Below are 24,355 nucleotides of genomic sequence, written 5' to 3'. Positions count from 1 at the left end.
AAGTTTACAAAACTTCGTAAGTTTGGCGGATCTCACCATATAATGCATCAAGCCAATAATCACCGTGAAAATATCACTACAAACGGATTTACTATCCTAAATGATATTTATACTGCCGATGAAATTGATGCTATAATTGCCACTATCAACAAAGCAGATCAATCAAAGCCAACATTTCGAAAAAGTAATGATCTTTTCGCAATAAGGCAGTTTTTAAAAGGTGTGCCGGGAGTTAAGAAACTGATCTTTAATGATAAATTAAAATCTGTGATCCATAATTTATTTGGCGATCAGTATTTCGTTGTCAAATCCATCTATTTTGATAAACCCGAAAAGTCGAACTGGTTTGTAGCCTGGCACCAGGATCTTACTATTTCAGTAGACAGGAAGGTTAACTTGCCCGGGTATGGCCCATGGACAACTAAATTAAGTCAATTTGCTGTTCAGCCACCAATAGGTATTCTACAAGATAACTTTACTATTCGTATTCATTTGGATGATACGGATGAAGGTAATGGTGCTCTTAAAGTGATCTCCAGTTCTCATCTTAAAAATATTTATCGGGTGGACAACCTGAATTGGAAAAATGAAACCGAAACAACCTGTAATGTAAATTCAGGTGGTATTATGATAATGCGCCCGCTGTTACTGCACGCATCAAACCGTACCACTACAAATAAAAAACGGAGAGTGGTACACATTGAGTTTAGTAAAATAGAACTGCCTGTGTCAATATCTTGGGCCGAAATGGAAAAGGTGTAAAAAATCTCTTATTTTTTCAAAAATTCCGCAATCTTAGCATTAACCTTACCGGCTTGTTCAATATATGGTAAATGCCCCGCATCATCCACGGGGAAGAAATCAACTTTCAATACACTTTGAATAGAATCGCTAAAGGTAAATGGCACGGTATGGTCTTCTTTTCCCCATATCAGTAAAACTGGTTTGTGTGTGCTGTTAAGGCAGGTATTAGCTACCCTGCCATTATAATTATAATTGTACATGGTTGAGATCAATGCATTTCTGAAGCCTTTATACTGCATCTGGACCCTGTATTTATTAACCCAATCCGGATGCCGGTCCGGGTATTTAAAATCAGCTAATTGCCCGGTGGCGCGTTCATCGCCATGGGTGGCTTCATAATAATCTGTATAAAGCTTTGGTGAAGAAGGGACCTCAAACGGATAAGCCGGGTCAATAAGTATTACCTTATTAACCAGTTCAGGGTGTTTACAGGTGAAATTGGTAACAACTTTCCCTCCATGTGACATCCCTGCTAAACTTACAGGTATCTTTAAACGAAGTTGTTTGATAAGATCATATAGTTGAGTCAGATACAGGTCCTCGTTATAAACTACATCAGGCCTGTCGGAATATCCCCGGCCAAACTGGTCGTACCGTAAAACCCTGAAACCCTGCTTAACCAAATACTCATAAGTACCATCCCAAATAAAATAAGGCACACTAAAACCATGAACTAATATTACCACTTTACCGGTGTCAGGCCCGTCTATCTGGTAATGTGTAACGCCCTGGCTTAGCTTGATGTATTGGCCGGTTGTACCTTTTCTGTCTGCATCGGTCAGTGCCTTTTTTTCTTTGTCGCTCCCTTTGTATATAATCATTAAGTAAATACTTGCAACGACTGCCAAAAATAAGATGGTAGTAAAGATGACTTTAAGTAATTTCATGCCCTGTTTGATGAGATAAGATGGAATGTTTCTGAAAACTTAAAAATAAAAGAAATATTTGTGTTATTACCATCCATAATTTACAACACATGCGCATCACTATAATAGGTTCAGGAAATGTAGCTACGCACCTTGCGGCGGCATTTAAAAATGCAGGGCATCGCATTGTGCAGGTTTATAGCCGCGATCCGCAGAACGCAGCTTTGCTGGCTTATCATGTAGGCGCGGAGGCAATTGGTAATTTAGAGCAGATCAATCCGGAAACAGACCTTTTTATCATCTCGGTAAAGGATGACGTTATTGGATCAATCGCACAATCATTAATAAAATTTAAAAAACTAATTGTACATACATCAGGTGCTACCGATTTACAAACCTTATTAAATCTTACGGATAGCGCAGGTGTATTTTACCCCCTCCAAACGCTCAGCAAAAATAAAGAGGTCGATTTTTTAACTGTTCCGCTTTGTATTGAGGGCGCAACTGAGAATATAACGAAACAGCTTATTGAGCTTGCGCAAACCATTAGTAACAACGTTTATAGGGTAAGCTCGGCACAGCGTAAAATACTGCACCTTGCCGCTGTTTTTGCCTGCAACTTTCCTAATTACCTTTACAATATTGCACAGCAGCTATTAGCTGAGCATGGTATGGGTTTTGAAATGCTTCGTCCGTTGATTTTAGAAACGGCCCAAAAGGTACAAACCAACTTGCCTGCCGGGGTACAAACCGGACCGGCCATCCGTAACGATGAAAATACAATGGCGATACACCTGCAAATGCTTAATAATGAACCGGATTTGAAAGCGATTTACAGTTTGTTAAGTCAGGAGATTATCAAAAAGAAGAATGCCGGACCCGGGCACGGGTAATTTTGTTACTTTTGCTGAAATGAACATTTTTAAAGTTAAGATAAGCTTTGAGGAAAAAGGGCTGGAAAGTGTTGAATTGCCCATTGCCGAAGGTGAATCTGTATTAGACGTTTGCCTGGAAAACGGCATAGAGCTACAGCATAATTGCGGAGGGGTATGCGGATGCAGCACCTGCCACGTATACGTAAATAAAGGGATGGATAATATCCAGGAGATTTCTGACAAGGAAGAGGATTTTATCGACAGGGCTGTTAACCCGCGCATTAATTCGCGTTTGGGTTGCCAGTGCGTTGTAATTGATGGCGATATTGAAATAACCCTGCCTGATCAGAATCAATTCTTAGGCCATTAGGCGAAGATTTCACCGATTAGAAAAGATTAAACTAAATAAGTTTTAATATTCAAAAAATGACAGACCACAAGTTCAGCCTACCCATTCACTGGAAAGATCATGAAGATATAGCAATAGAGCTTTATGAGAAATTTGGAGATGATTTTGGCGAATCAAAAATATACCGGATCCGTTTTACTGATCTTTTAGAATGGGTGCTTACGCTCCCTAACTTCGAAGGTACCCGCGAAGAGTCAAACGAAGGCCACCTGGAACAAATCCAGTCGGCCTGGGTTTATGAGTGGCGGGATAATCAATAGGTGCAGTTGGCTGTTTTGAGTTGGCAGTGAGCATAGCTAATCAGTGAAATCATAATATATCTGTAGAATTAAAAGATAGTTAGTTAAATTTGTTATATGGAAAGCATAGTAATCAGCCCTAAAACAAAAGACGAGGCTAAACTTATTACCGATCTTCTTCAAAAAATGAATATATCCTCAAAGATTATTACAGATGAAGAGAAAGAAGATATGGGATTGGTAATAATGATGAAAGAGACTGATATGGATGATTTAGTTTCACGCGAAGAGATAATGCAGAAACTTAGGTCATAAATGATTACGGTATTTACCCGGCATTTTTCCAAAGATTTAGATAAAATTGCCTTATCGTCCGTTAGTGCTGGTATTGCAGAAGTGATTGAAGATGTAGAAAAAGCTCATTCCTTATCAGAAATAAAAAATGTCAAAAAACTCAAAGGATTTTCAAATGCTTATAGAATACGAATCGGAGATTATCGGATTGGTGTTACCTTTGAAAATAATATTGTGAAATTTGCACGGGTAGCTCATCGAAAGGAAATTTATAAAATATTTCCTTAATTATTCACCAGTTAATTAATCGGTGAAATCACTAGATAATCAGTGTAATCATAAAAAAATATAGTGGAATCATTTTTATCCAAGCTTAAAGAAATAACTACGCTGGTTTTTGATGTAGATGGCGTATTAACTGATGGTTCAGTTTTTGTATCGGATGAAGGATTACAAAGCCGCTCCTTTAATATAAAAGACGGTTATGCTCTGCAGCTTGCTGTTAAGTGCGGTTATAACGTATGTTCGGTTTCGGGGAGCCGCTCAAAAAGTGCTGTACACCGTTTAAACAGCCTGGGGATTAAGGACGTTTACATGGGGATCCATACCAAAATTGAAAAACTTAAGATCTACCTTGAAGAAAAAAGCATCAGCCCTGAAAATGTGCTATACATGGGCGATGATATCCCCGATCTGGAGGTAATGAAATATGTTGGCCTGCCGGTTTGCCCTGCAGATGCTGTTGAAGAGATAAAAGCGATATGCAAATATGTTTCGCCGCTTGCTGGCGGAAAAGGCTGCGCCCGTGATGTTATTGAAAAAGTATTGAAGATCCAGGATAAATGGATGACGGAAGAAGCGTATAGCTGGTAGTTAATAGTTGATGGTTCATAGTTCATGGTAGCTTCGGAGACGGACTAATAAATTATAGTAACCTTCATCTAATGGCTTACATCTTTAACTATATCCGGCTATAAACCATCAACAGCTCTGCTTCTGGCAATGAACCATGAACTATCAACTATGAACTTCCCCCAAATTATCCTCGCATCCAAATCTCCACGCCGGCAGGAGCTGTTAAAGCTGATGGATCTTGAATTTCGCATTGTGCTGAAAGAGGTGGATGAATCTTATCCCGATGATTTAACGCCTGAAGAAGTTGCTGTTTACATTGCCACCCAAAAAGCAAAAGCATTTGATGAAACAGTAGGAGACGAGATCGTTCTCACTGCCGATACTATTGTTTGTATTGACGGCCAGATCTTAGGCAAACCCGAAAATGCTGCCCATGCTATTGAGATGCTGCAATTACTTTCAGGCAGAATGCACAGGGTAATAACAGGCGTGTGCCTGTTGTATAAACACCAATACCATAGTTTTTATGATGTATCTGAAGTTTATTTCAGCAAACTTTCTGATGAGGAAATTACTACCTATGTAAACAAATACCAGCCTTTTGACAAAGCCGGCTCATACGGTATCCAGGAGCGAATTGGCTTGATTGGTATTGAGCGAATAAACGGTTCTTATACCAATGTGGTTGGTTTGCCTACTGAGAAGTTGTATAGGGAATTGGCAAAATTGTAGAGACGCGATGCATCGCGTCTCTGAATATGTTATTGCGTGAATAAATGCTGCATTTAGCCGCGATGCATCGCAGCTTTACAAATATTCTTATTTTACATTTAACGTATTATTCTTCCTGTTAACATCCGGCAAGGCATTATCTGGATCAACGGTTACGCTTTCAACTTCTGTTGTAGTAGGGATAGTAAAAGTAATAGCCCTGTTTTGTAACCAGGTTTCCACCGGGAAATAGGTGCGTTGCTTAGTTCCATCCTTTAGTTTAACCTCTACTGTAAACGGCATCGCCATTTGTTCCTTATTAGCAACTGTTATTTGAATTCCTTTTTTAGGGTCTTTATCAGCATATTTTGCATCTATCAAAGCAATATCAAGTGGCCAGTTGTTATAGAACCAGCTCTTCCAGAACCAGGAAAGGTCTTCGCCTGCGCCATTCTCTATTGATCTGAAAAAATCATCTGGCTGCGGATGTTTATAAGCCCATTTGGCAATGTAGTTTTTAAAAGCATAATCAAACCTGTTTTTGCCTAAAATTTGCTCGCGCAGCAAAACCAAACCAAATGCCGGTTTAAAATAGGTTAGCGGATGACGATATTTTTCAGGGATAGCATCGGCAGCTGTCATAATTGATGGCGTGTTTGAATCCTGGATAATAGGGATGATCTCATCAGCAGGGTTGCCGCCGCCCGGAGCGTATTCACCATCGCGTTTGGGGGCGTACTCGCCATGATTAAATTCATCTGATGCATAGATGTCGATAAAGGTATTAAAGCCTTCATCCATCCAGCCAAAGCGGCGCTCATCACTGCCTACGATCATCGGGAACCAGTTATGGCCTATCTCATGCGCTGTTACCCAATATAACTCTTTGCCTTTGTCGGTAATACCATCAAATACAATTCCGGGGTACTCCATACCGCCTGCTATTCCGGCCTCGTTAACTGCGCAGGGATAGGGGTAAACAAACCATTTTTCGGAGAAATATTCTATGGATTTTTTTAGGTATTCTGTTGCCCTGCCCCATGCTGCCTCGCCCGCGCTTTCAACCGGGTAAACAGACATGGCGAGTGACTTTTTGCCACCCGGTAAATTAACCCTTGCGGCGTCCCATACATAAGCCTTTGACGCACCGAAAGCCACATCGCGGGTGTTCAGCATTTTAAAATGCCAGGTAAGGTTACCTTTTGTGGCAGGGCGTGACGACGGATTGGTTACCTCATTAACATCCCTGATCATTATCGTTTTATCACTGTTACGTGCGGCATCCAGCCTGCTGTTTTGCTGTGCTGTAAGCACTTCTTTAGGGTTTAATAATTCACCTGAACCGGCAACTATCATATCAGCAGGGACGGTAACTTTATAATCGATATCGCCATATTCTAAGTAAAACTCACCGCTGCCTAAAAATGGCAGGGTATCCCAGCCGCGGGTATCGTCATAAACACACATGCGCGGGAACCATTGGGCTATTTCATAGATCTTCCCGTTTTTGGTGTCCACAAAATCAGTACGTCCGCCGAAGTTGCCGGGGATAACGTATTTGTATTTTATAGTAATGTTTATGATCCCACCGTTTGGTGTCAGCGCTTTTGGCAGGCGGATCTGCATCCGGGTATCGTTAACCACAAAATCGGGCTTAGTGCTTACAGTGCCATTTGTTATCGTGATGGATTCTATTTGATAGCCATCGGTATGCTGGTTTGGCCCGGGTGAAAAGGCAGTCGCAAAATTTGAACGCGCAGTTTTTTTATAGGTATTCTGGTCCATTTGCAGCCACAAAAATTGCAAAGCATCAGGGCTGTTATTGGTATAAACTATCTTTTCGGTAGCGGTTAGGGTTTTCGCTGTGGTATCAATAAGCGCATCAATGTTATAGTTAACATGGTTTTGCCAGTATTTGAGGCCCGGCTCGCCATTGGCAGCATGAATTTCATTGCCTTTCTCACTATAGAAAAGCGGCGAGAATAATTCAGAAGGCTGATAGTTTGATGTTATGGTATCGTTGGTGTTAGTCCGGCGTCTTCTTTGCGCCTGTGTGGAAACTACCAATAGTAAAAGAATGGCGGTGCCAATAAATTTCAGTTTCATGAGATGGGTCAGTTATAAGCTGCAATATACAAATGATGGGGCGAAATTTTATTTTCCTTTAAAAATGATGCAAAGGTTTTAACTGTAATAAAAGCTCGCTATATTTCTAAAAAAAAGAATCAGTGCACTTCCCTGTCAATATTCCTTTGGGCAAATCCTTTTTGCCTGTCCATTTTATTTGTGAAACACTGGCATATTTTGTTGGTTATAGGTACTATACTTATTTAAGAAAGCATAATAAAGACCTGATCAGCTTAGAGAACAGGCTGGTTATATTTATCGGTGCCGCTATAGGCGCATTAGTAGGGTCTCATTTGGTTGGCATATTTGAAAACCCTGTGTTGTTGCCAAATTTTAACCTTACCTATTTAATGGGTAATAAAACTATTGTGGGTGGGATGCTTGGCGGGTTAATAGGAGTGGAGCTTACCAAAAAGAAAATAGGGGTAACTGTATCATCAGGCGATCTGATGGTTTATCCATTGATATTGGCTATGATTATTGGCCGCATCGGTTGTTTTTTAGCCGGACTGGAAGATGGTACTTACGGGGTTGCATCCAATTTATCCTGGGCAATTGATTTTGGCGACGGGATTCGCCGTCATCCTACTAATTTGTATGAGATTGTATTTTGGGTGCTATTATGGATTTTATTAAGAACAGCAGAAAGAAAACGCAGGTTTGCTGATGGCGCCAAGTTTAAAATTTTTCTTTCCTCATACCTCGTATTCCGTTTTGCGATTGAGTTTATTAAACCTGATTACTTTTTTAGTTTTGGTTTATCTGTAATTCAATTGGTTTGTATTGCCGGGATTTTGTATTATTATAAAGTATTTGTTTATCCTTCAAAACTGATAAAACCCTATGCCTGAGCGCCCATACATATATTATGATTTTACACTGAGCATCTGTTCAACCTGTTTACGCAGGGTTGATGCCAAGATAGTTTTTGAGGATGATAAAGTTTACATGCTAAAAAACTGCAGGCATCACGGTTTTGAAAAAGTTTTAATAGCTACCGATATTGAATATTATAAAAACTGCCGCAACTATGCAAAACGCAGTGAAATGCCGCTTAAGTTTAATTCTAAAACCCATTTTGGCTGCCCGTATGATTGCGGTTTATGCCAGGACCATGAGCAGCATTCATGTCTCACTGTTGTTGAAGTTACCGATAGGTGTAATTTAAGTTGTCCAACCTGTTATGCCATGTCATCGCCAACATATGGCAGGCACCGTACGCTGGTTGAGATAGAGCAGATGCTGGATGTAATAGTTGAAAATGAAGGTCAGCCGGATGTGGTGCAAATTAGCGGGGGAGAGCCCACTGTGCATCCCCAGTTTTTTGAGATCCTTGATATTGCCAAAACAAAACCTATTAAGCATTTGATGCTTAATACCAATGGAATAAGAATAGCCAAGGACGAAGCTTTTGTACAGCGCCTGGCTACCTATATGCCCGATTTTGAAATTTATTTACAATTTGATTCTTTTAAAAAGGAAGCCTTAGAGCAATTACGTGGCGAGGATCTGAGAGAGGTGCGGCGAAAGGCATTGGAAAATCTTAATAAATATAACCTTTCAACCACGCTTGTTGTTACGTTACAGAAAGGACTGAACACCGATGAAATTGGTAAAATTATTGAATATGCCCTGCAACAGCCATGCGTGAGAGGCGTAACCTTCCAGCCAACCCAACAGGCTGGGAGGCTGGATAATTTTAATCCCTCAACAGATCGTTATACTTTAACGGAAGTGCGTTCTGCAATATTGGAGCAAACGGATATTTTTAACAAGAATGATCTGATCCCTGTTCCCTGTAACCCGGATGCTTTGGTAATGGGTTATGCTTTAAAATTGGGAGGCCAGGTCTTTCCCCTTACCCGGATGATAAACCCGGACGACCTACTCGACAATTCAAAAAATACGATTGTGTATGAGCAGGATGAAAAGTTGAAAATGCACCTGCTTAATATGTTCAGCACCGGTAATTCAGTTGATAAAGCCGGGGAGCACTTAAAATCGATCATGTGCTGCCTGCCTGATATTGATGCGCCCAATTTAAGTTACGATAATCTTTTCAGGGTGATAATTATGCAGTTTATTGACGCGCAGAATTTTGACGTAAGAGCAATAAAAAAATCATGTGTACATATTGTGAATAAGGACCTGCAGATCATCCCGTTTGAAACCATGAATATTTTTTACCGGGACGATAAAATTGAGTACTTAAACCAGCTACGAAACGAAATTATAGTATAATGGAAGAACAACTATCAAAGGGAGGCAATACACCCGCACCGGGCAGCAATCCGGGGAACGCGGGTAGCAGTAACTTTTACATTGTTGGTTATAATATGCTCGCGCTAATTATTTACACATTAGCACTCAAATTCATTAAAGGGGACCTTGGGGGATATTTCGCTGATGCAGTGTTGTTAGTGGTGCACGTATTGGCTTGCATTGTTTTGGCTATTGCCGAAAAAGGTCAAAAAGTGTGGATGTGGGTATTAAGCGCTGTATTGGTCTTAGTAATAGGGGTTTCAAGCTGTGTTGCTATACCGCCGTTTCTAAAATAGTGAAAATGGAAAAAAGCGGATCGCCGGAAAAAATAATTATTGTAGCAATAAACCTGGCTGTACTTGTTGCCTATACCATCTATTTTAAAACAAGTTCGAAAGATTCACTTATTATTATATCGCAAGCTATTGCTATAGGACTTCACGTTATTGCTTGCCTGCTCCTTGCAATTGTTGTTTACCGCAAAGAGTTTTTATTGAGTGCTTTGGTGATTTTGCTGATAGGATTTTCGAGTTGCTGGATAGTTTTTAGTTAACCCATCATCTCGGCCAGCACTCCTTCTTTCAACGAATTTGTTGACATCACAACCTTATCAATTCCCAATTTATTTATAATGAACCGGGTTAGTATGGATGCGGTTACGATCATATCAACCCTAACCGGGATAATGCCTTTATTTGCCAAACGCTGCTGGTGAGATGAAAGGATAATGCTTTCAATTAAAGCCAACAATTCATCCTTCTCAAAATCATAATGTTTTGTTTTTTTTAGGTCGAATGAATGGCCTTTGCCTGATTCAATAAGCCCGGCGTAACTTTCAAATACACCTGATGAGCCAATGATGTTTGCAATGGGATAACTTGAGGCAGCGGCAAAAAGATCTTTTAAACTATCCTGCAAGTAAAAGTTAAGTGCGGTAATTGATTCAGGAGGGATTGGATCGGTTCGGTGGAAATTATCCATCAGCCGTGCTGCGCCTATCTCAAAGCTCTGTTTCCATTTTACCTGCTTGTTATCGCAAATAATAAACTCTACACTTCCTCCGCCTATATCTGCTACCAGGCTGTTATAGCCGGATAAGCTTCCCGATGCTTTAACCCCTTTATAAATGTATGCCGCTTCGGCATCGCCATCAATAATTTCAATAGCTATGCCTGTTTGAGCTTTTACCTGGTTAATAAAATCCTGCCCGTTAGCGGCATTTCGCAAGGCCGAAGTTGCAATCGCCCTAACCTGCTGAACATTATTGGCTAAAATAAGCTGGTGATAGCGCTGCATACTTTTAATGCCACGTTTAAACGCTGCAGGCTGGATAAAACCTTTGTTTATACCGCCTTCACCAAGCTTAACAGGATCCTGTTCATGAATTATTTCGGTATATTCAGCACTGTTACCTTCAACTATCAACAGGTGAAAGGTGTTTGTGCCAAGGTCCATTACGGCTACGGGTTTATTCATGCATCTAAAATAAAAAATCCCTTAAATTGTTTAGCATTTAAGGGATTTTATAATCAATCCATTTAAAATTTTGATTCCGAAATCCAAACTATTCTTTGTAGAAGAACCATTTTACCAGTTCCTTATAGCTCGCCTTTTTGCCGTACATTAAAATACCAACGCGATAGATCCTTGCAGCTACATAAGTGGTAAATAAAAAGCCAATTATTAATAATGCCATAGATAGGTATAGCTGCCAATCAGGAACGCCAAATGGCATACGCAGCATCATTGCTACCGGCGAGGTAAAAGGGATTATAGAAAGCCACACAGCCAATGGACTATCCGGTGCCCTGAATAAAATACTTACAGACAATAAATAAGTAAATAACAAAGGCATGGTTATAGGAAACATAAACTGCTGTGTTTCAGTTTCACTATCAACCGCTGAACCTACTGCCGCAAACAAGGCACTGTAAAGCAAGTAACCCGCAAGAAAATAAAATATAAAGCAACCTAAGACCTTACCAAATGGAATGGTTTGCAAAACGGACAACGCACCCATCATTCCGTTTGGTGAGGATGATAGCGAATGCCCTAAAATTTTGGTTGATATAATTGATAAGATAATCCAGGCGCTAAACTGCGTTAAACCTACCAGGCCTACGCCAATTATTTTACCCAGCATTAACTGAAATGGCTTAACTGAAGAAATGATCACTTCAATAATCCGGCTGGTTTTTTCTTCAATAACCCCACGCATTACCTGTGCGCCATAAATAAACAGTGCTAAGTAAATTAAAATAGCGCATGCAATGCCCACGCCAATATTTGCACCCAAATCAGTTTTATTATCCCCTGTTTCGGTAATTTCAATTGCATTAAGGGATATGTCACTTTTAATTGAGTGAAGTAAAGCCGTGTCGATATGGTTTTTAATCATACCGTTGTTCATGGCGATCTCGTTCATTTCCTTTTCTGTTTTTTCAATAAGTGTGATGCCGGGTTTCTTTTTTGATAAGATCTTAACTGCATCTGTTTTAGTATAATCTGCCGGGATTAGCAGAGCCGACAGGTTTTCATCCTTTTTTGCCTCGGCTTTCACTTCAGCCAATGATTGCCTGGTGGTTTCAAATTTCAGATTTTTCTGATCCTTGAATTTTCCGGCAAACAAACCGCTTTCGTCAATTACTTTAACAACCTGTTTATTGCTCAATTCGGTACTGTCTTTAGCAACTAAAGCTATTACGCCGCCCATGGCTAAAATTAAAAGCGGCACCACGAAGATCATTATGATAAATGATTTTTTCCTTACCCGGGTAAAGTATTCGCGTTGTATAATGAGTAAAACTTTGTTCATGGCTTAGCGGATTAAATTTACTTGTTCAATAAAAATTTCGTTCATGCTGGGTACTACTTCCTGCAGCATATTGATGCGTGTTTTAGGGATCAGGTATTGCAGCACATCGTTTGAGTTATTAGCGCCATTAAGCTTTATTTTAATAGTATGCTCATTGTCACCACCTGTTTTCTCTTCAATTACTTCAAAAGGTTGTGAGCCGTCAAAATTTAGCTGCCCGCCATTGTATTCAATTATATAAGTTGCATTGCGGTAGGAGTTGCGGATGCTTTTAACTGTGCCATCTAATATTTTATGCGATTTATGAATCAGCGCAATTGAATCACACAATTCCTCTACCGATTCCATCCGGTGGGTTGAAAATAAAATGGTAGCGCCTTTACGGTTAAGCTCCAGGATCTCATCCTTTATTACTTCGGCATTTACCGGGTCGAACCCGCTAAAGGGCTCATCTAAAATAATCAGCTCGGGCTCGTGCAATACAGTAGCCACAAACTGCGCCTTTTGCTGCATCCCTTTTGAAAGCTCTTCTATCTTCATCTTCCACCACGTTTCCATGCCCAGTTTTTCAAACCAGATCTTTAATCGCTTAACAGCTTCATCGCGGGTTAACCCTTTTAACCGGGCCAGGTAGATCATTTGTTCCCCGATCTCCATCTTTTTATAAAGGCCGCGTTCTTCGGGGAGGTATCCAATCCGGTCGATATGCGATTGATTGAGTTTTTCACCATTAAAATAAACTTCGCCGCTATCTGGCGCGGTAATTTGGTTGATGATGCGGATAAGCGAAGTTTTGCCGGCGCCGTTCGGCCCCAAAAGGCCAAAGATCTGCCCGCTTTTAACTTCGAGGCTTACATCGCTCAAAGCGCGGTGACCAGCGTATTGCTTAACAATATTGCGGATGCTTAACATAAAGAATAGGTGCTTTAGTTTATAGATTTTTGTTTAAGATACCGAATTACCAAAAATGTTACATGTGTAAAACTAAATGCCTAATTTTATTGATAGTTATAGAGTTGGAGATACGTAACCTAATCAACTCAGTCTAACTTAATCCAACCCAATTAACTATGACCGCCAAAAGCATAATTTTCTTTTTTCTTTTTTGCTGTGCAATAGGTGCCATGGCTCAAAACAGGGTTAAACCTGTTCCTGTAATTTTTGATAGTGATATGGGGCCTGATTATGACGATGTTGGCGCTATCACTATTTTACATACACTGGCTGATAAAGGCGAAGCGAAAATACTGGCCACGATGGCCAGTACAAATTATGAAGGCGTTGCCGGCGTTTTAAATGTGTTTAATACTTATTTTAACAAGCCCTGGATCCCGGTTGGGGTGCCCAAGGGAACTGCCTTAAATCTGCGCGACTGGCAGCACTGGACAGATACCCTGCTGGCAAAATATCCCCACAAAATAAAAACAAACACTGAAGCAGCTGATGCGGTGAAACTTTACCGCAAGATCTTAGCATCGCAACCCGATCATAGCGTAACCATTATTACCGTAGGCTTTTTAACCAATCTTTCTAATTTGCTGAATACCGGGGCCGATGAATATTCATCACTTACCGGGAAGGAACTTGTTAAAAAGAAGGTGAAGCAATTGGTATGTATGGCCGGTAGATTTCCATCGGGGTCTGAATTTAATGTGATGAAGGACGCACCATCATCAAAAAATGTATATGAAAACTGGGACACGCCTGTAATATTCAGCGGGTTTGAAATAGGTGTGAAAATTAAAGCAGGCTTGCCATTGATCCATAACTCAACTATTCAAAACTCCCCGGTAAAAGATGCGTTCCGGATCTCAATCCCAATGGCTGCAGAAGATTCATTGGGGCGATGCAGCTGGGATGAAACTGCTGTATTAGTAGCTATAAGAGGATACAACCTATTTTATGATCTGCATAAAGGAAAGATCGTTGTTGCCGCAGATGGCAGTAATACCTGGGATGATAAGGGAATTGGGCAGGCTTACCTTGTTGAGAAGGCGGATTATAAAACTGTGCAGGATCTGATCAATGAACTTATAATGCATCAGCCTGTAAGTAAGATCATCAATAAAAGATCAATAGGACAAGTCCGGAAGAACCAGTCAACTGGCAGCAGGATTGCGAAGATTGAAGCGCTTAACCGGAAGATTGATAAGATAGAAGCTAATATTAGGAGGAGAGAAACAGAGATAAGTAGGGTGGAAGCGCAGTGAAGACCTGCATTATTTATTTGGGTTAAATGTAAATGCGTTTTTCTATATTTGCGGCATTCTTAACAATTGTAAAGCCTTGAGCCATGTAATTTCATTAGCATATTAATGTTTAATGATCTTCCCATCCCCGGGAGGAAATAGGTTATTATTACTTTTATTTTAATTTTTACAACATGGCTATTTCACAAAAATATGGTCGTACCTATCATTATCCGTTCTCGCCCGGAACAACCAGTGATGACAGGATAAAACACGACTACTGGGAACAATTACAAAATATTCCCAATATAATACATACCGAAAAACTTGATGGCGAAAACAATTGCCTGTCTAAATATGGAGTTTTTGCACGTTCGCACGCAACTCCAACAACCTCCGCATGGACGGAAAGTATCCGGCGATTCTGGCAGATTGTTAAAAATGATTTAGGGTCATTAGAGATTTTCCTTGAAAATCTCTATGCCATTCATTCTATAGAATACCAAAATCTGGAACATCATTTTTACGTATTTGGGATAAGAGAACATGATCAATGGTTGAGCTGGGAGGAAACAAGGTTTTATGCAAACATGCTTGGGCTTCCGGTAGTGCCGGAAATAATAGTTTCGAAAACTCCTACAAATAAGACAGTATTTGAAAATGAAATATTGGCTTTAGTAGATGGTAGAGGGACATTTGAGCCATTTGATGCCTATGATGCCAAGATTACGACTATCGAAGGGCTTGTAACCCGTAACGCGGATAATTATAGTGTAACCGAATTCTCCAATAACGTTTTTAAATATGTAAGAAAGGGACACGTTAAAACTGATCAACACTGGACAAGAAACTGGAAACGAGCAAGGTTAAAAAGTGAAGGAGGTAATTATGTGGACTATTAGTGAAAATAAGGAATGGAGTTACCTTGAAAAGAAGTTTGATTGGGTACAAAGAATGCAGGATGTTCCGCAAGATCCACTATATCATGCTGAAGGTAATGTTGCTATACATACCCAAATGGTATTAAAAGCTTTGATTGCTGAATCATCTTTTAAGCAATTAACCAGGCAAGAGCAGGAGATGCTTTGGGCTGCTGCATTACTTCATGATGTTGAAAAATTTAGCACTACCGTAATTGAACCGGATGGGAGGATCACATCAAATGGTCATGCCCGTAAAGGTGCAATGATAGCAAGGCAGATTCTTTATAGGGATGAACCAGCACCTTTTATTATTCGTGAACAAATAGCTGGCCTTGTACGTTACCATGGCCTGCCAATTTGGGTATTTGAAAAACCAGACCCTTTGAAAGCGTTGATCATGACGAGTATGGAGGTAAATACCGAGTGGCTTGCTTTGTTAGCTAAAGCAGACATGTTAGGCCGCGAATGTAAAGATCAGGAAGAAATGTTATACAAGGTGGATTGCTTTGAAGCTTTTTGTCGCGAACAAAATTGCTGGGGAGCACCAAGAAACTTTGTATCTGACGATGCCCGAATGTATTATATGCAACATGAAGATGCATATCTTGATTATGTACCATTTGAGCAACCCGCAGCCGAAGTGATTTTGCTGAGCGGCCTTCCTGGTGCAGGTAAAAATACTTTTATTAAAAAGAATTATGCTGATATGTCAGTTGTATCATTAGATGATATAAGGAATAAAAGAGGCATAGCTCCAACTGATAAAACTGGGAATGGGCAGGTAATACAGGAAGCGAAAGAGCAAGCCAGGGTATTTTTACGAAAGGGTACGGGATTTATTTGGAATGCCACAAACACAACCCGGCAAATGCGGATGCAGCTTATAGAATTGTTTACATCATATAAAGCAAAAGTCAGTATAGTTTATATAGAAGTTCCTTATGAGCATTTACATAAACAGAACAAAAGCCGTGATGAAATGGTACCTGATGGTGTTTTAGAAAGATTGATAGATAAGCTGGAAGTACCTGTAACATGGGAGGCCCATAAGGTAACTTACAATGTTGAATGATTGACAATTAATGAAAAGCTCGGATGGTAAGATTCCGGGCTTTATCTTTTATCGTCCCTACCCAATTCCCCTATCCCAAACCTCAACACTTCAATTGATTCCTTTTGCCGGGATATTATTACATACATATACTCCTTATAAACAATGGTGTGCGGGTAACCGTATTGACCGCCTTTCCATAAGCCTTCTTTTTTAAGGTGGTATAGTTCATCGGCTATGATATAATTTTTATTGAATTGCTTTCCATCAGCTGATATAGATAATACCAGTGGGTTACGGTCGTAATGATGCAGGGTGTCCGGGATGCCAACGTAATAAAAACGTTTATCTGGCAGGCGACCGAAATGGAATTTGCTGTCATTATCCGAAAAGGTGGTTTCAACCGGCTTTGACCATGATTTGCCATTGTCTTTGCTTTCGGTTAACCATAACCGGCCCTTCCAGCCTTTGCCGGTAACCCGCAATAACATGTGCAATACGCTATCATCTGTCTGGAAAAATGAGCCTTCACAAAGCGGGGGTAAGCCAAGCTTTGCTGCCGGGGCGTAAAAAGCTGCCGAATTATCTTGTTTGTAAAGCGAATCAGGGTAGGGACTGCTTAGTTTCCAGCCTGAAGTTCCGGATGGGTCATCCGTATAAGGGAATAAAAAGTTCCCGCTAATAATTAGTCTGCCGTTTTTTGTTGCCTCAGGGCCGTGATTTGGGATCAGTGGTACATGCAGATCCACTGGCTGGCTCCAATGCTCGCCGTCAGTACTTGTTTTAGCCCAAAGGTGCGTGTTTTGCCGGTTATGTGTGTATTCGCCGTAATAGGCTACAAGTGTTCCCTTGTATTGATATAAACCGGCGGCAGTAAGCACTGTTAAAGTATCGTTTACTTTTGCCGGCGAAGCAAGCGGTTTGGCAACCGACCAATGAAAAAAATCTTTCGAGGTTGCATAAACAACGCGCTGCCCCGGTGAGTCTTCATCAACCAGCCCGTCAGACCAGATCGCTATAAATTTATCTTTAAAATGAATGATGGAAGGATGATGATTATACAGCCATTCTTTCCCCGGCGTATAGATCATCGCCCGCTCAATTTTTAAGTGCGGTACACCCGCTTCTGTTTGATAGTTGTTACTAACAGTGGATGACTGCGCAAAAATGCAGCTGCAGCTAAACAGCAAAACAATACTAAATTTAAATTTGATCTGAATACACATAGTATCAAATGAACCGCAATATAATAAATAGGGCAAAAAAAAGCCCAGAATCTTAACAACTTTGGGCTTTTGTTCTTCTTATCGTTATAACCTGCGCGAAGATTTTAAATTATTTATTTAATGTCTCTAACGTTTTCTTTTGATCTTCTGCCTTTGTTGATGCCCATTCTTTTTTTACTTTCTCAAAGTCATGAAGAAATTTTTCATTTTTAAAAAGCATATTTACAAACTGTCTTGCAAATATTCTTGACCCCTCGCAATCACTTGGATAGTGTACCCCGATAACTTGTCTGGCATGCGACATTCTATATGCATTTGCTATAAAAAAATCCGTAAATTCAGGTGCCAGCTCCTGATAAATGTAAGCATTAATGTAAGCGTAGGTAACATGACCGCTTGGGTAAGAAGAAGCAAACGATTCTTCAAGATCATGTATTTTGGGATCCAGAGCATAGGGCCGGACCCTGGCATATTTAAACTTAAAAGACCAAAGGAAAAAGTTTCCATCCTTCGATACCTTATCCATTAAAGAATCTGTTAAGGGGAGTTTTTGAGCCCCGGTCCAATACCCTATTGAATTACCTATATCACTTGGCGTTCCGGGATTGCTTGACATATATATACTCTCGGTGATATCTTCTAAGCTCCTACTGTGTTGCAATGTTAGCAGGTAATTCAGTTCTGCACGGGTTTGGTCTGAACTATTAGCCGGGGGATCGGGGAGCTTAAAATCATCTATAGAAATATTTGTTAGATAAACCGGTTTGATACTTAGTACCTTATCAGCCCAGGCCTGGCTAAAAGGAAATTTCAATTTATCTACATCCAGATTAGCAGCTTTTGGCTTGGAGCTAAAGGACGTGAATATTTTATAATTACCCCTGAGAGGGACGATCTCCTTATTAAAATCATGCGTATTTTTTTGCCCGTAAGAAATAAATGGGCATACAATGAATAAGATAAATACAAAGGATTGTATCTTATTGTAAACTCTCCCTGACTCATTGGCCTGGGAGAAAAAATTGTGTGGCATTTCTGTTTTTTTCATTTTTCTTTTTGACTAAAATTATTACTTATCAGATTATAAAAGTTGTAAATAATAACTGACATTTGATATAAGCATGAAACACGGAAGAAGCCCATATACATCAACTTTTTATATGTGGCATGGTGTAGCCGCTTTTTTCTATTCCTCTCATCTCACCTCATTTCATAGTCACAATACCATGCAGTTGGTGCTTGACACTCAAAAAGATTTCAGGTTCAAAACGAAAATCGGGGGCTGGAAAACTTATAAAAGCTTACTTATAAAAGAAAATGTTATTCACCAACTGGATACCAATAATAGTGTTCAATTAATAATTTACCTTGATTCAGAAACCAGGATTGCGCAGGCAATAAAATCGAAATATTTGCTTGAAAATGAAGTTTGCGAGCTGGATTTAAATATCTTCCATTTTGCTAATTCAAATGAGCTGGAACAAGCATTGATAACGCCTGATCCATGCTTGTTGGAAAACCTGATAAACCGGATACTAAGCAGTTTGTCTCTTGAAGTTTGGAATGCTTTTATAGATGAACGGGTTTTAATAGCAGAACAATTAATTTCAACATTACATCCAATGGAAATAACGATAAACTCGCTTGCCGATAAAGTTTGTTTGTCAGAAAGCAGGTTACGCTCCTTGTTTAAGAAGGTGACGGGAGTTTCCTTATATCGTTACATGCTCTGGAACAAGATCAGGTATGCAACAAATCAGATCATGGCCGGACATGCTGTAAATGATGCTGCAATTGACGCTGGTTTTACCGATAGCAGTCACTTTCACAAAATGATGGTGAAAATGTTTGGAATAACACCATCGAAGTTTTTGAAGGATAACAAACATAGCAATTTAGTATTATGTGCTGAGTCACCACTGCATTTTGAGACAAGGGTTTATAATAAAGGGCAAAGAATGGCGGATTAGTTTTAAAAACAAAAGCCCGGAATCTTAACAATCCCGGGCTTTTAAACCTTTCAGCTTTTACCTCTTTTTTATCTTCCGGACTTTCGGTCTTTCCCGACTTTCGGACTTCTTCTACTCAAAATACTCCTTCATCCGTTCGAAAAAGCTTTTCTCATTTTTACCCGGATTAGGTTTAAAGTTTGGTGAATTTTGTAGTTTTTCCAATAGCTCGCGCTCTTCGCGGCTTAACGCTTTTGGCGTCCAGATGTTGATGTGAACCAATTGATCACCACGACGGTAGGAATTTACCTCTGGCACACCCTTGCTTTTCAGGCGAAGGATCTTACCACCCTGTGTTCCGGGATCTATTTTTATTTTAACCTTGCCATCAATGGTCGGCACTTCAACGCTGGTACCTAAGGTGGCATCAACAAAGTTTACGTGCAGGTCATAGATAACATTGTTGCCATCGCGTTTCAGGGTTTCATGCGGGATCTCTTCTATCAGTATGATCAGGTCTCCCGGTACGCCTCCGCGTGGTGCAGCATTACCTTTGCCGCCCATACTCAGTTGCATGCCTTCGCTTACACCGGCTGGGATATTAATGGTAATGGTTTCCTCGCCGCGTGTAACACCGTCACCGTGGCATACAGTACATTTTGAAAGTATGGTTGAGCCTTCGCCATTACAGGTAGGGCAGGTGCTGGTAGTTTGCATCTGGCCCAAAATAGTATTGGTTACTCTGCGTACCGCTCCTGAGCCACCGCAAGTTTTACAGGTTTGGAACGATGCTTTATCTTTTGCGCCGGTACCATCGCATGTTTTACAGGAGATCTGCTTGTTTACTTTTATTTTCTTTTCGGCTCCGTTTGCTATTTCTTCAAGTGTTAACCTTACTTTAATGCGCAGGTTGCTGCCACGGCTTACTCTTCTGCCGCCTGCACCGCCACCTTGCCTGCCTCCCCCAAAAAAGCCTTCAAACGGACTGCCACCGCCAAATATATCGCCAAATTGGCTGAATATGTCGTCCATATTCATGCCGCCACCACCATAGCCACCACCGCCATTGGCAGAATGTGCATTGGCCGCATGACCAAACTGGTCATAACGCTGGCGCTTTTCAGGGCTGCTTAAAACCTCGTATGCTTCTGCCGCTTCTTTAAACTTATCCTCAGCAGCTTTATCCCCTTCGTTTTTATCCGGGTGATATTTAATAGCCATCTTACGATAAGCCTTCTTTATCTCATCAGCATCGGCACCTTTTGCTACGCCCAATATGTCGTAGTAATCTCTTTTTGACATCTTTTTATTATTTCGGAATTCGGATTTTCGATTTCGGAATTATTATTATTTAGGATTTTAAAATTTCTTTACTTCAAACATTCAATTTCTCTAAATCCGAAATTGAAAATCCGAATTCCGAAATCAATCAAGCTCCTACTATTACTTTAGCAAAACGCACTACCCTGTCATTCAGGAAATAGCCTTTTTCCATTTCATCAATTACTTTGCCTTTCCAGTCTTCGGTAGGGGCAGGTATATTGGTGATGGCTTCCTGTAGTTCAGGGTCAAACGGAGTACCAATGGATTCCATTTCTTTTAAACCATTTTTGGTTAGCGCATTTTTCAATTTATTCTGGATCAGCGTAACACCTTCTTTAACAGGAGCAACATCAGTGGCGCTTTCCATCGCCCTTAAAGCGCGGTCAAAATCGTCAAGTACCGGCAATAAGGAAACGATCAGATCTTTACCTTCCAGTTTTCTGGCTTCTTCACGCTCTTTTATGGTGCGCCTTCTGAAATTATCAAATTCGGCGTATAAGCGCAGGTATTTATCATTTGCAAGCGATAATTCCTCTTTCAGCGTATCAACGGGCGATGGTGCATTTTCAGCAGCCTGCTCACCTGTTTCCTGCTCAATTTCGTTAACAGTAGTGTTTATATCTTCAGTATTACCTGAGTCTTCTTTCTTTTTTTTCTTCAACATATCGTTAAAATTCATAGCTAATAGTGCCAATCAAGTATCCTGCCATTGGTGTAAAGGCGACAAGGTGGCAGTACTATTTGGCGGGAACTGATTAGTTTGCAGTTGGCAGTGCGCAGTTGGCAGTTTTTTGAAGGTTGATTAGCTCACTGGTTCATTAGTTCATTGGGGGAAAACGCAGCTATCGGCAATGATTGAAAATTGAGCGCATTTATTAATTCCGAATTCAACATTCCGCAATCCGCATTCAAATAAATCCGAAACGGCGAAGCCCCCCTTGAGCACCATTGGCAAATAAACAACAGCGAAAAATCGAACATCCGAATTCCGAAATCAAGCTATCTTCACATCCTCCAAAACCTTACCATTCTCGCACTTGATAATGCGTGAAGGGAACGTGCGGATGATATGATAATCGTGCGTGGCAATAAGCACCGAGGTGCCTGAAGTGCTGATCTGCTTTAACAGCAGCACAATTTCTTCGGAAGTATCCGGGTCAAGGTTGCCGGTCGGCTCATCGGCCAGGATAATTTCAGGATCATTAAGCAGGGCGCGGGCTATTACCACCCTTTGCTGCTCGCCGCCAGAAAGCTCATGCGGCATTTTTTTAAGTTTAGAGCGAAGTCCCACTTTTTCCAAAACATCAAGTGCACGGTCTTCAATCAGTTTTTTATCTGTCCAGCCGGTTGCACGCATCACAAATTGCAGGTTTTGCTCAACGGATCTGTCAGTTAATAATTGAAAATCCTGGAAAACTATCCCCAACTTCCGGCGCAAAAAAGGGATCTCATTACTTTTAATAGTATTCAGATCATACCCGCAGGCATAACCCGCACCGGTATTAATGTTAAGATCGCCATATATAACCTTTAACAAGCTACTTTTGCCCGAACCGGTTTGCCCGATCAGCCAAACAAAATCGCCTTTATCAATATGAAGGTTAACGTTTGATAACACCAGGTGCGCCTGCTGAAATATATCAACGTTGTTTAGCTTTATAATGGAATTTCCGATCATATCTTTTGGTCATTAGTCAATTGTCATTAGTCATTGGTTTTGGCGGTTTGATTTACGAAATAACCACTAATGACCAGTGACTAATGACAAATGATTATAATTCTAATTTAAGGATCTGCCCAAAAGGCAGATCCTTAATAATGTTCATTATATATTCTGTTTTGTCGTGCAAGCCCACTTTATCAAGTGATTTATCAGGCCTGTCGACCCTAAAATAAGCAAGCAAAGTAAACTTATCATCCCTCAACTGTACGTAATCAGGTATTTTGGCAACGCCTTTAACTTTAATTATATACATTTTTTGGTCATTAGTCATTAAATCATTGGTCATTGGATTTGCCATGTGGTGACTTTTTACCAATGACTAATGACACAATGACCAATGACAGCGCTAAAGCGCCAACACTTCTTTTACTCTTTCCGCCGCTTCTTTCAGCAATATAGCTGAGTAAACTTTTAGGCCTGATTCGTCAATCAATTTTTTTGCTTCTACAGCATTTGTGCCCTGTAAACGAACGATGATTGGAACCGGGATATTGCCTATTTCATGGTAAGCGTCAATAACACCCTGTGCCACACGGTCGCAACGAACTATACCGCCAAATATGTTGATCAGGATAGCTTTTACGTTCGGGTCTTTTAATATGATATTGAAGGCAGCTTTTACAGTTTCGGCATTGGCAGTACCGCCTACATCCAAAAAGTTAGCAGGCTCGCCACCGGCAATTTTTATGATATCCATGGTAGCCATGGCTAAACCTGCACCGTTAACCATACAGCCAACGTTACCGTCGAGCTTTACGAAGTTAAGGTTTGATTTGCTGGCTTCAACTTCCATTGGGTCTTCTTCAGCTGTATCGCGCATTGCGGCATAATCCGGGTGACGGAACAAAGCGTTGTCATCCAAATTTACCTTGGCATCAACAGCCAGTATTTTGTTATCAGATGTTTTTAAAACCGGGTTGATCTCAAATTGAGAAGAATCGGTAGCATCATAAGCTTTATATAAAGCGGTGATAAATTTCACCATATCCTTAAAAGCGTCGCCTGACAAACCCAGGTTAAAGGCAATTTTACGTGCCTGGAACCCTTGCAGACCAACTTTAGGATCAATTTCTTCTTTGTGGATGCGCTCAGGGGTTGAATGTGCTACTTCTTCAATGTCCATACCACCTTCTGTAGAGTACATGATGATGTTGCGGCCCTTTGCACGGTCAAGCAAAACACTTATGTAAAATTCTTTGGTTTCGCTTTCGCCCGGATAATAAACATCCTGCGCTACCAGCACCTTGCTCACCAGCTTACCTTCGGGGCCGGTTTGCGGGGTAATTAATTGCATGCCCAAAATGTTGGTTGCTCTTTCTTTTACCTCGTCTAAGTTTTTGGCTAATTTAACGCCGCCACCCTTTCCGCGACCGCCTGCATGAATCTGTGCTTTTATTACAACCCAGTCAGAGCCGTAATCTTCTTTCATTTTTTTTGCAGCTTCAACAGCCTGTTCAACGCTGTCGGCAACTATGCCTTCCTGAACCCTAACGCCAAAGCTTTTTAATATGGCTTTACCTTGATATTCGTGAATATTCATGTTTTTTGAAGAATTTGCGGTAAAGTTAGGATTTTGTTTCACAAAATCAGAGATTAGAGACTGGTGATTAGAGATTAGTTTAGAATTTTTACATTCAAATTTTAGAGATTAAAAATGTGGAGAATGAGAGTCATTCATTTTGATGTTTTATTAACTTTTCAAATTGTCAGCCTT

28 protein-coding genes are annotated in these 24,355 nt (G+C 40.5%); 16 read left to right on the top strand and 12 right to left on the bottom strand.

Annotated elements, in window-relative coordinates:
• Positions 1-42 precede the first annotated feature (42 nt).
• Positions 43-762 carry a phytanoyl-CoA dioxygenase family protein gene (locus BUE31_RS14955; RefSeq protein ID WP_073404609.1) on the top strand — a complete coding sequence of 240 codons (720 nt, stop codon included), beginning with the start codon at positions 43-45 and terminating at the stop codon, positions 760-762.
• An 8-nt stretch (positions 763-770) separates the two neighbouring features.
• Here the strand turns inward: BUE31_RS14955 and BUE31_RS14950 are convergent, their stop codons facing one another.
• Complete coding sequence (locus BUE31_RS14950; RefSeq protein ID WP_159440690.1) at positions 771-1,625, bottom strand: alpha/beta fold hydrolase; 855 nt, start codon at positions 1,623-1,625, stop codon at positions 771-773.
• Between the two features lie 122 nt (positions 1,626-1,747).
• On the opposite strand from BUE31_RS14950, the gene BUE31_RS14945 reads away from it, so the two are divergent.
• From BUE31_RS14945 to BUE31_RS14915, 7 genes are all read left to right on the top strand, one after another.
• On the top strand, positions 1,748-2,563 hold the full coding sequence (locus tag BUE31_RS14945; protein WP_317042441.1) for a Rossmann-like and DUF2520 domain-containing protein: 816 nt from the start codon (positions 1,748-1,750) through the stop codon (positions 2,561-2,563).
• Between the two features lie 19 nt (positions 2,564-2,582).
• Positions 2,583-2,915, top strand: a complete 333-nt coding sequence (locus tag BUE31_RS14940; protein ID WP_073404966.1) for a 2Fe-2S iron-sulfur cluster-binding protein — start codon at positions 2,583-2,585, stop codon at positions 2,913-2,915.
• Between the two features lie 56 nt (positions 2,916-2,971).
• Complete coding sequence (iscX, locus tag BUE31_RS14935; protein ID WP_073404606.1) at positions 2,972-3,214, top strand: Fe-S cluster assembly protein IscX; 243 nt, start codon at positions 2,972-2,974, stop codon at positions 3,212-3,214.
• Positions 3,215-3,310: 96 nt separating this feature from the next.
• Complete coding sequence (locus BUE31_RS14930) at positions 3,311-3,508, top strand: hypothetical protein (RefSeq protein ID WP_073404605.1); 198 nt, start codon at positions 3,311-3,313, stop codon at positions 3,506-3,508.
• Entirely contained in the window at positions 3,509-3,775 is a 267-nt protein-coding gene (locus tag BUE31_RS14925) for a type II toxin-antitoxin system RelE family toxin (RefSeq protein ID WP_073404604.1), read from the top strand.
• Between the two features lie 63 nt (positions 3,776-3,838).
• A complete protein-coding gene (locus BUE31_RS14920; RefSeq protein ID WP_200801929.1) occupies positions 3,839-4,360 on the top strand; it encodes a KdsC family phosphatase in 522 nt (173 codons plus the stop codon).
• Between the two features lie 150 nt (positions 4,361-4,510).
• Complete coding sequence (locus BUE31_RS14915) at positions 4,511-5,074, top strand: Maf family protein (RefSeq protein WP_073404965.1); 564 nt, start codon at positions 4,511-4,513, stop codon at positions 5,072-5,074.
• Positions 5,075-5,161: 87 nt separating this feature from the next.
• Here BUE31_RS14915 and BUE31_RS14910 read toward each other — a convergent pair whose 3' ends face one another.
• Positions 5,162-7,159 carry a M1 family metallopeptidase gene (locus BUE31_RS14910; RefSeq protein WP_073404602.1) on the bottom strand — a complete coding sequence of 666 codons (1,998 nt, stop codon included), beginning with the start codon at positions 7,157-7,159 and terminating at the stop codon, positions 5,162-5,164.
• Positions 7,160-7,281: 122 nt separating this feature from the next.
• On the opposite strand from BUE31_RS14910, the gene BUE31_RS14905 reads away from it, so the two are divergent.
• The 4 genes from BUE31_RS14905 to BUE31_RS14890 are packed head-to-tail and all read left to right on the top strand — an operon-like array spanning position 7,282 to position 9,995.
• A complete protein-coding gene (locus BUE31_RS14905; RefSeq protein ID WP_073404601.1) occupies positions 7,282-8,031 on the top strand; it encodes a prolipoprotein diacylglyceryl transferase in 750 nt (249 codons plus the stop codon).
• On the top strand, positions 8,024-9,421 hold the full coding sequence (locus tag BUE31_RS14900) for a radical SAM protein (protein WP_073404600.1): 1,398 nt from the start codon (positions 8,024-8,026) through the stop codon (positions 9,419-9,421). The genes BUE31_RS14905 and BUE31_RS14900 overlap by 8 nt, the downstream gene beginning before the upstream one ends.
• Positions 9,421-9,738, top strand: a complete 318-nt coding sequence (locus tag BUE31_RS14895) for a hypothetical protein (RefSeq protein WP_073404599.1) — start codon at positions 9,421-9,423, stop codon at positions 9,736-9,738. Before BUE31_RS14900 ends, BUE31_RS14895 begins: the two co-directional genes overlap by 1 nt.
• 5 nt (positions 9,739-9,743) lie before the next feature.
• A complete protein-coding gene (locus BUE31_RS14890; RefSeq protein WP_073404598.1) occupies positions 9,744-9,995 on the top strand; it encodes a hypothetical protein in 252 nt (83 codons plus the stop codon).
• Here the strand turns inward: BUE31_RS14890 and BUE31_RS14885 are convergent.
• The 3 genes from BUE31_RS14885 to BUE31_RS14875 all read right to left on the bottom strand — a co-directional run bounded on the left by BUE31_RS14885 (position 9,992) and on the right by BUE31_RS14875 (position 13,169).
• Positions 9,992-10,918: a Ppx/GppA phosphatase family protein gene (locus BUE31_RS14885; RefSeq protein ID WP_073404597.1), complete on the bottom strand. Its 927-nt coding sequence runs from the start codon at positions 10,916-10,918 to the stop codon at positions 9,992-9,994. The genes BUE31_RS14890 and BUE31_RS14885 overlap by 4 nt on opposite strands.
• An 88-nt stretch (positions 10,919-11,006) precedes the next feature.
• Entirely contained in the window at positions 11,007-12,257 is a 1,251-nt protein-coding gene (locus BUE31_RS14880) for an ABC transporter permease (protein ID WP_073404596.1), read from the bottom strand.
• A 3-nt stretch (positions 12,258-12,260) separates the two neighbouring features.
• Positions 12,261-13,169 (bottom strand): ABC transporter ATP-binding protein, encoded by a 909-nt coding sequence (locus BUE31_RS14875; RefSeq protein ID WP_073404595.1) that lies wholly within the window; start codon positions 13,167-13,169, stop codon positions 12,261-12,263.
• A gap of 158 nt (positions 13,170-13,327) precedes the next feature.
• Here BUE31_RS14875 and BUE31_RS14870 point away from each other — a divergent pair, with 158 nt between their 5' ends.
• The 3 genes from BUE31_RS14870 (at position 13,328) to BUE31_RS14860 (ending at position 16,441) form a co-directional block, all read left to right on the top strand.
• Positions 13,328-14,467, top strand: coding sequence for a nucleoside hydrolase (locus tag BUE31_RS14870; RefSeq protein ID WP_200801928.1), 1,140 nt, complete (start codon positions 13,328-13,330; stop codon positions 14,465-14,467).
• 173 nt (positions 14,468-14,640) lie between these two features.
• Positions 14,641-15,348: an RNA ligase family protein gene (locus tag BUE31_RS14865; RefSeq protein WP_073404593.1), complete on the top strand. Its 708-nt coding sequence runs from the start codon at positions 14,641-14,643 to the stop codon at positions 15,346-15,348.
• Positions 15,320-16,441, top strand: a complete 1,122-nt coding sequence (locus tag BUE31_RS14860; RefSeq protein WP_234997835.1) for an AAA family ATPase — start codon at positions 15,320-15,322, stop codon at positions 16,439-16,441. Before BUE31_RS14865 ends, BUE31_RS14860 begins: the two co-directional genes overlap by 29 nt.
• A gap of 41 nt (positions 16,442-16,482) precedes the next feature.
• Here BUE31_RS14860 and BUE31_RS14855 read toward each other — a convergent pair whose 3' ends face one another.
• On the bottom strand, positions 16,483-17,646 hold the full coding sequence (locus BUE31_RS14855) for an exo-alpha-sialidase (protein WP_073404592.1): 1,164 nt from the start codon (positions 17,644-17,646) through the stop codon (positions 16,483-16,485).
• A gap of 109 nt (positions 17,647-17,755) precedes the next feature.
• A complete protein-coding gene (locus BUE31_RS14850; protein WP_073404591.1) occupies positions 17,756-18,694 on the bottom strand; it encodes a phosphatase PAP2 family protein in 939 nt (312 codons plus the stop codon).
• 73 nt (positions 18,695-18,767) lie between these two features.
• Between BUE31_RS14850 and BUE31_RS14845 the strand changes: the two genes are divergently transcribed.
• A complete protein-coding gene (locus BUE31_RS14845; protein WP_083619951.1) occupies positions 18,768-19,616 on the top strand; it encodes a helix-turn-helix domain-containing protein in 849 nt (282 codons plus the stop codon).
• Between the two features lie 111 nt (positions 19,617-19,727).
• On the opposite strand, the gene dnaJ is transcribed toward BUE31_RS14845, so the two are convergent.
• The 5 genes from dnaJ to sucC all read right to left on the bottom strand — a co-directional run bounded on the left by dnaJ (position 19,728) and on the right by sucC (position 24,223).
• Positions 19,728-20,897, bottom strand: coding sequence for a molecular chaperone DnaJ (gene dnaJ, locus BUE31_RS14840; RefSeq protein ID WP_073404589.1), 1,170 nt, complete (start codon positions 20,895-20,897; stop codon positions 19,728-19,730).
• Positions 20,898-21,024: 127 nt separating this feature from the next.
• On the bottom strand, positions 21,025-21,582 hold the full coding sequence (locus tag BUE31_RS14835; RefSeq protein ID WP_073404963.1) for a nucleotide exchange factor GrpE: 558 nt from the start codon (positions 21,580-21,582) through the stop codon (positions 21,025-21,027).
• A 330-nt stretch (positions 21,583-21,912) separates the two neighbouring features.
• A complete protein-coding gene (locus tag BUE31_RS14830) occupies positions 21,913-22,596 on the bottom strand; it encodes a cell division ATP-binding protein FtsE (protein ID WP_073404588.1) in 684 nt (227 codons plus the stop codon).
• A 94-nt stretch (positions 22,597-22,690) separates the two neighbouring features.
• Positions 22,691-22,894, bottom strand: a complete 204-nt coding sequence (locus tag BUE31_RS14825) for a fructose-6-phosphate aldolase (RefSeq protein WP_073404962.1) — start codon at positions 22,892-22,894, stop codon at positions 22,691-22,693.
• A 93-nt stretch (positions 22,895-22,987) separates the two neighbouring features.
• Positions 22,988-24,223: an ADP-forming succinate--CoA ligase subunit beta gene (gene sucC, locus BUE31_RS14820; RefSeq protein WP_255376664.1), complete on the bottom strand. Its 1,236-nt coding sequence runs from the start codon at positions 24,221-24,223 to the stop codon at positions 22,988-22,990.
• Positions 24,224-24,355 lie beyond the last annotated feature (132 nt).

Origin of the sequence: Mucilaginibacter sp. OK098, from assembly GCF_900142915.1 — a bacterium.
Taxonomy (GTDB): domain Bacteria; phylum Bacteroidota; class Bacteroidia; order Sphingobacteriales; family Sphingobacteriaceae; genus Mucilaginibacter.
This window is presented reverse-complemented; position numbering and strand designations above follow the sequence as displayed.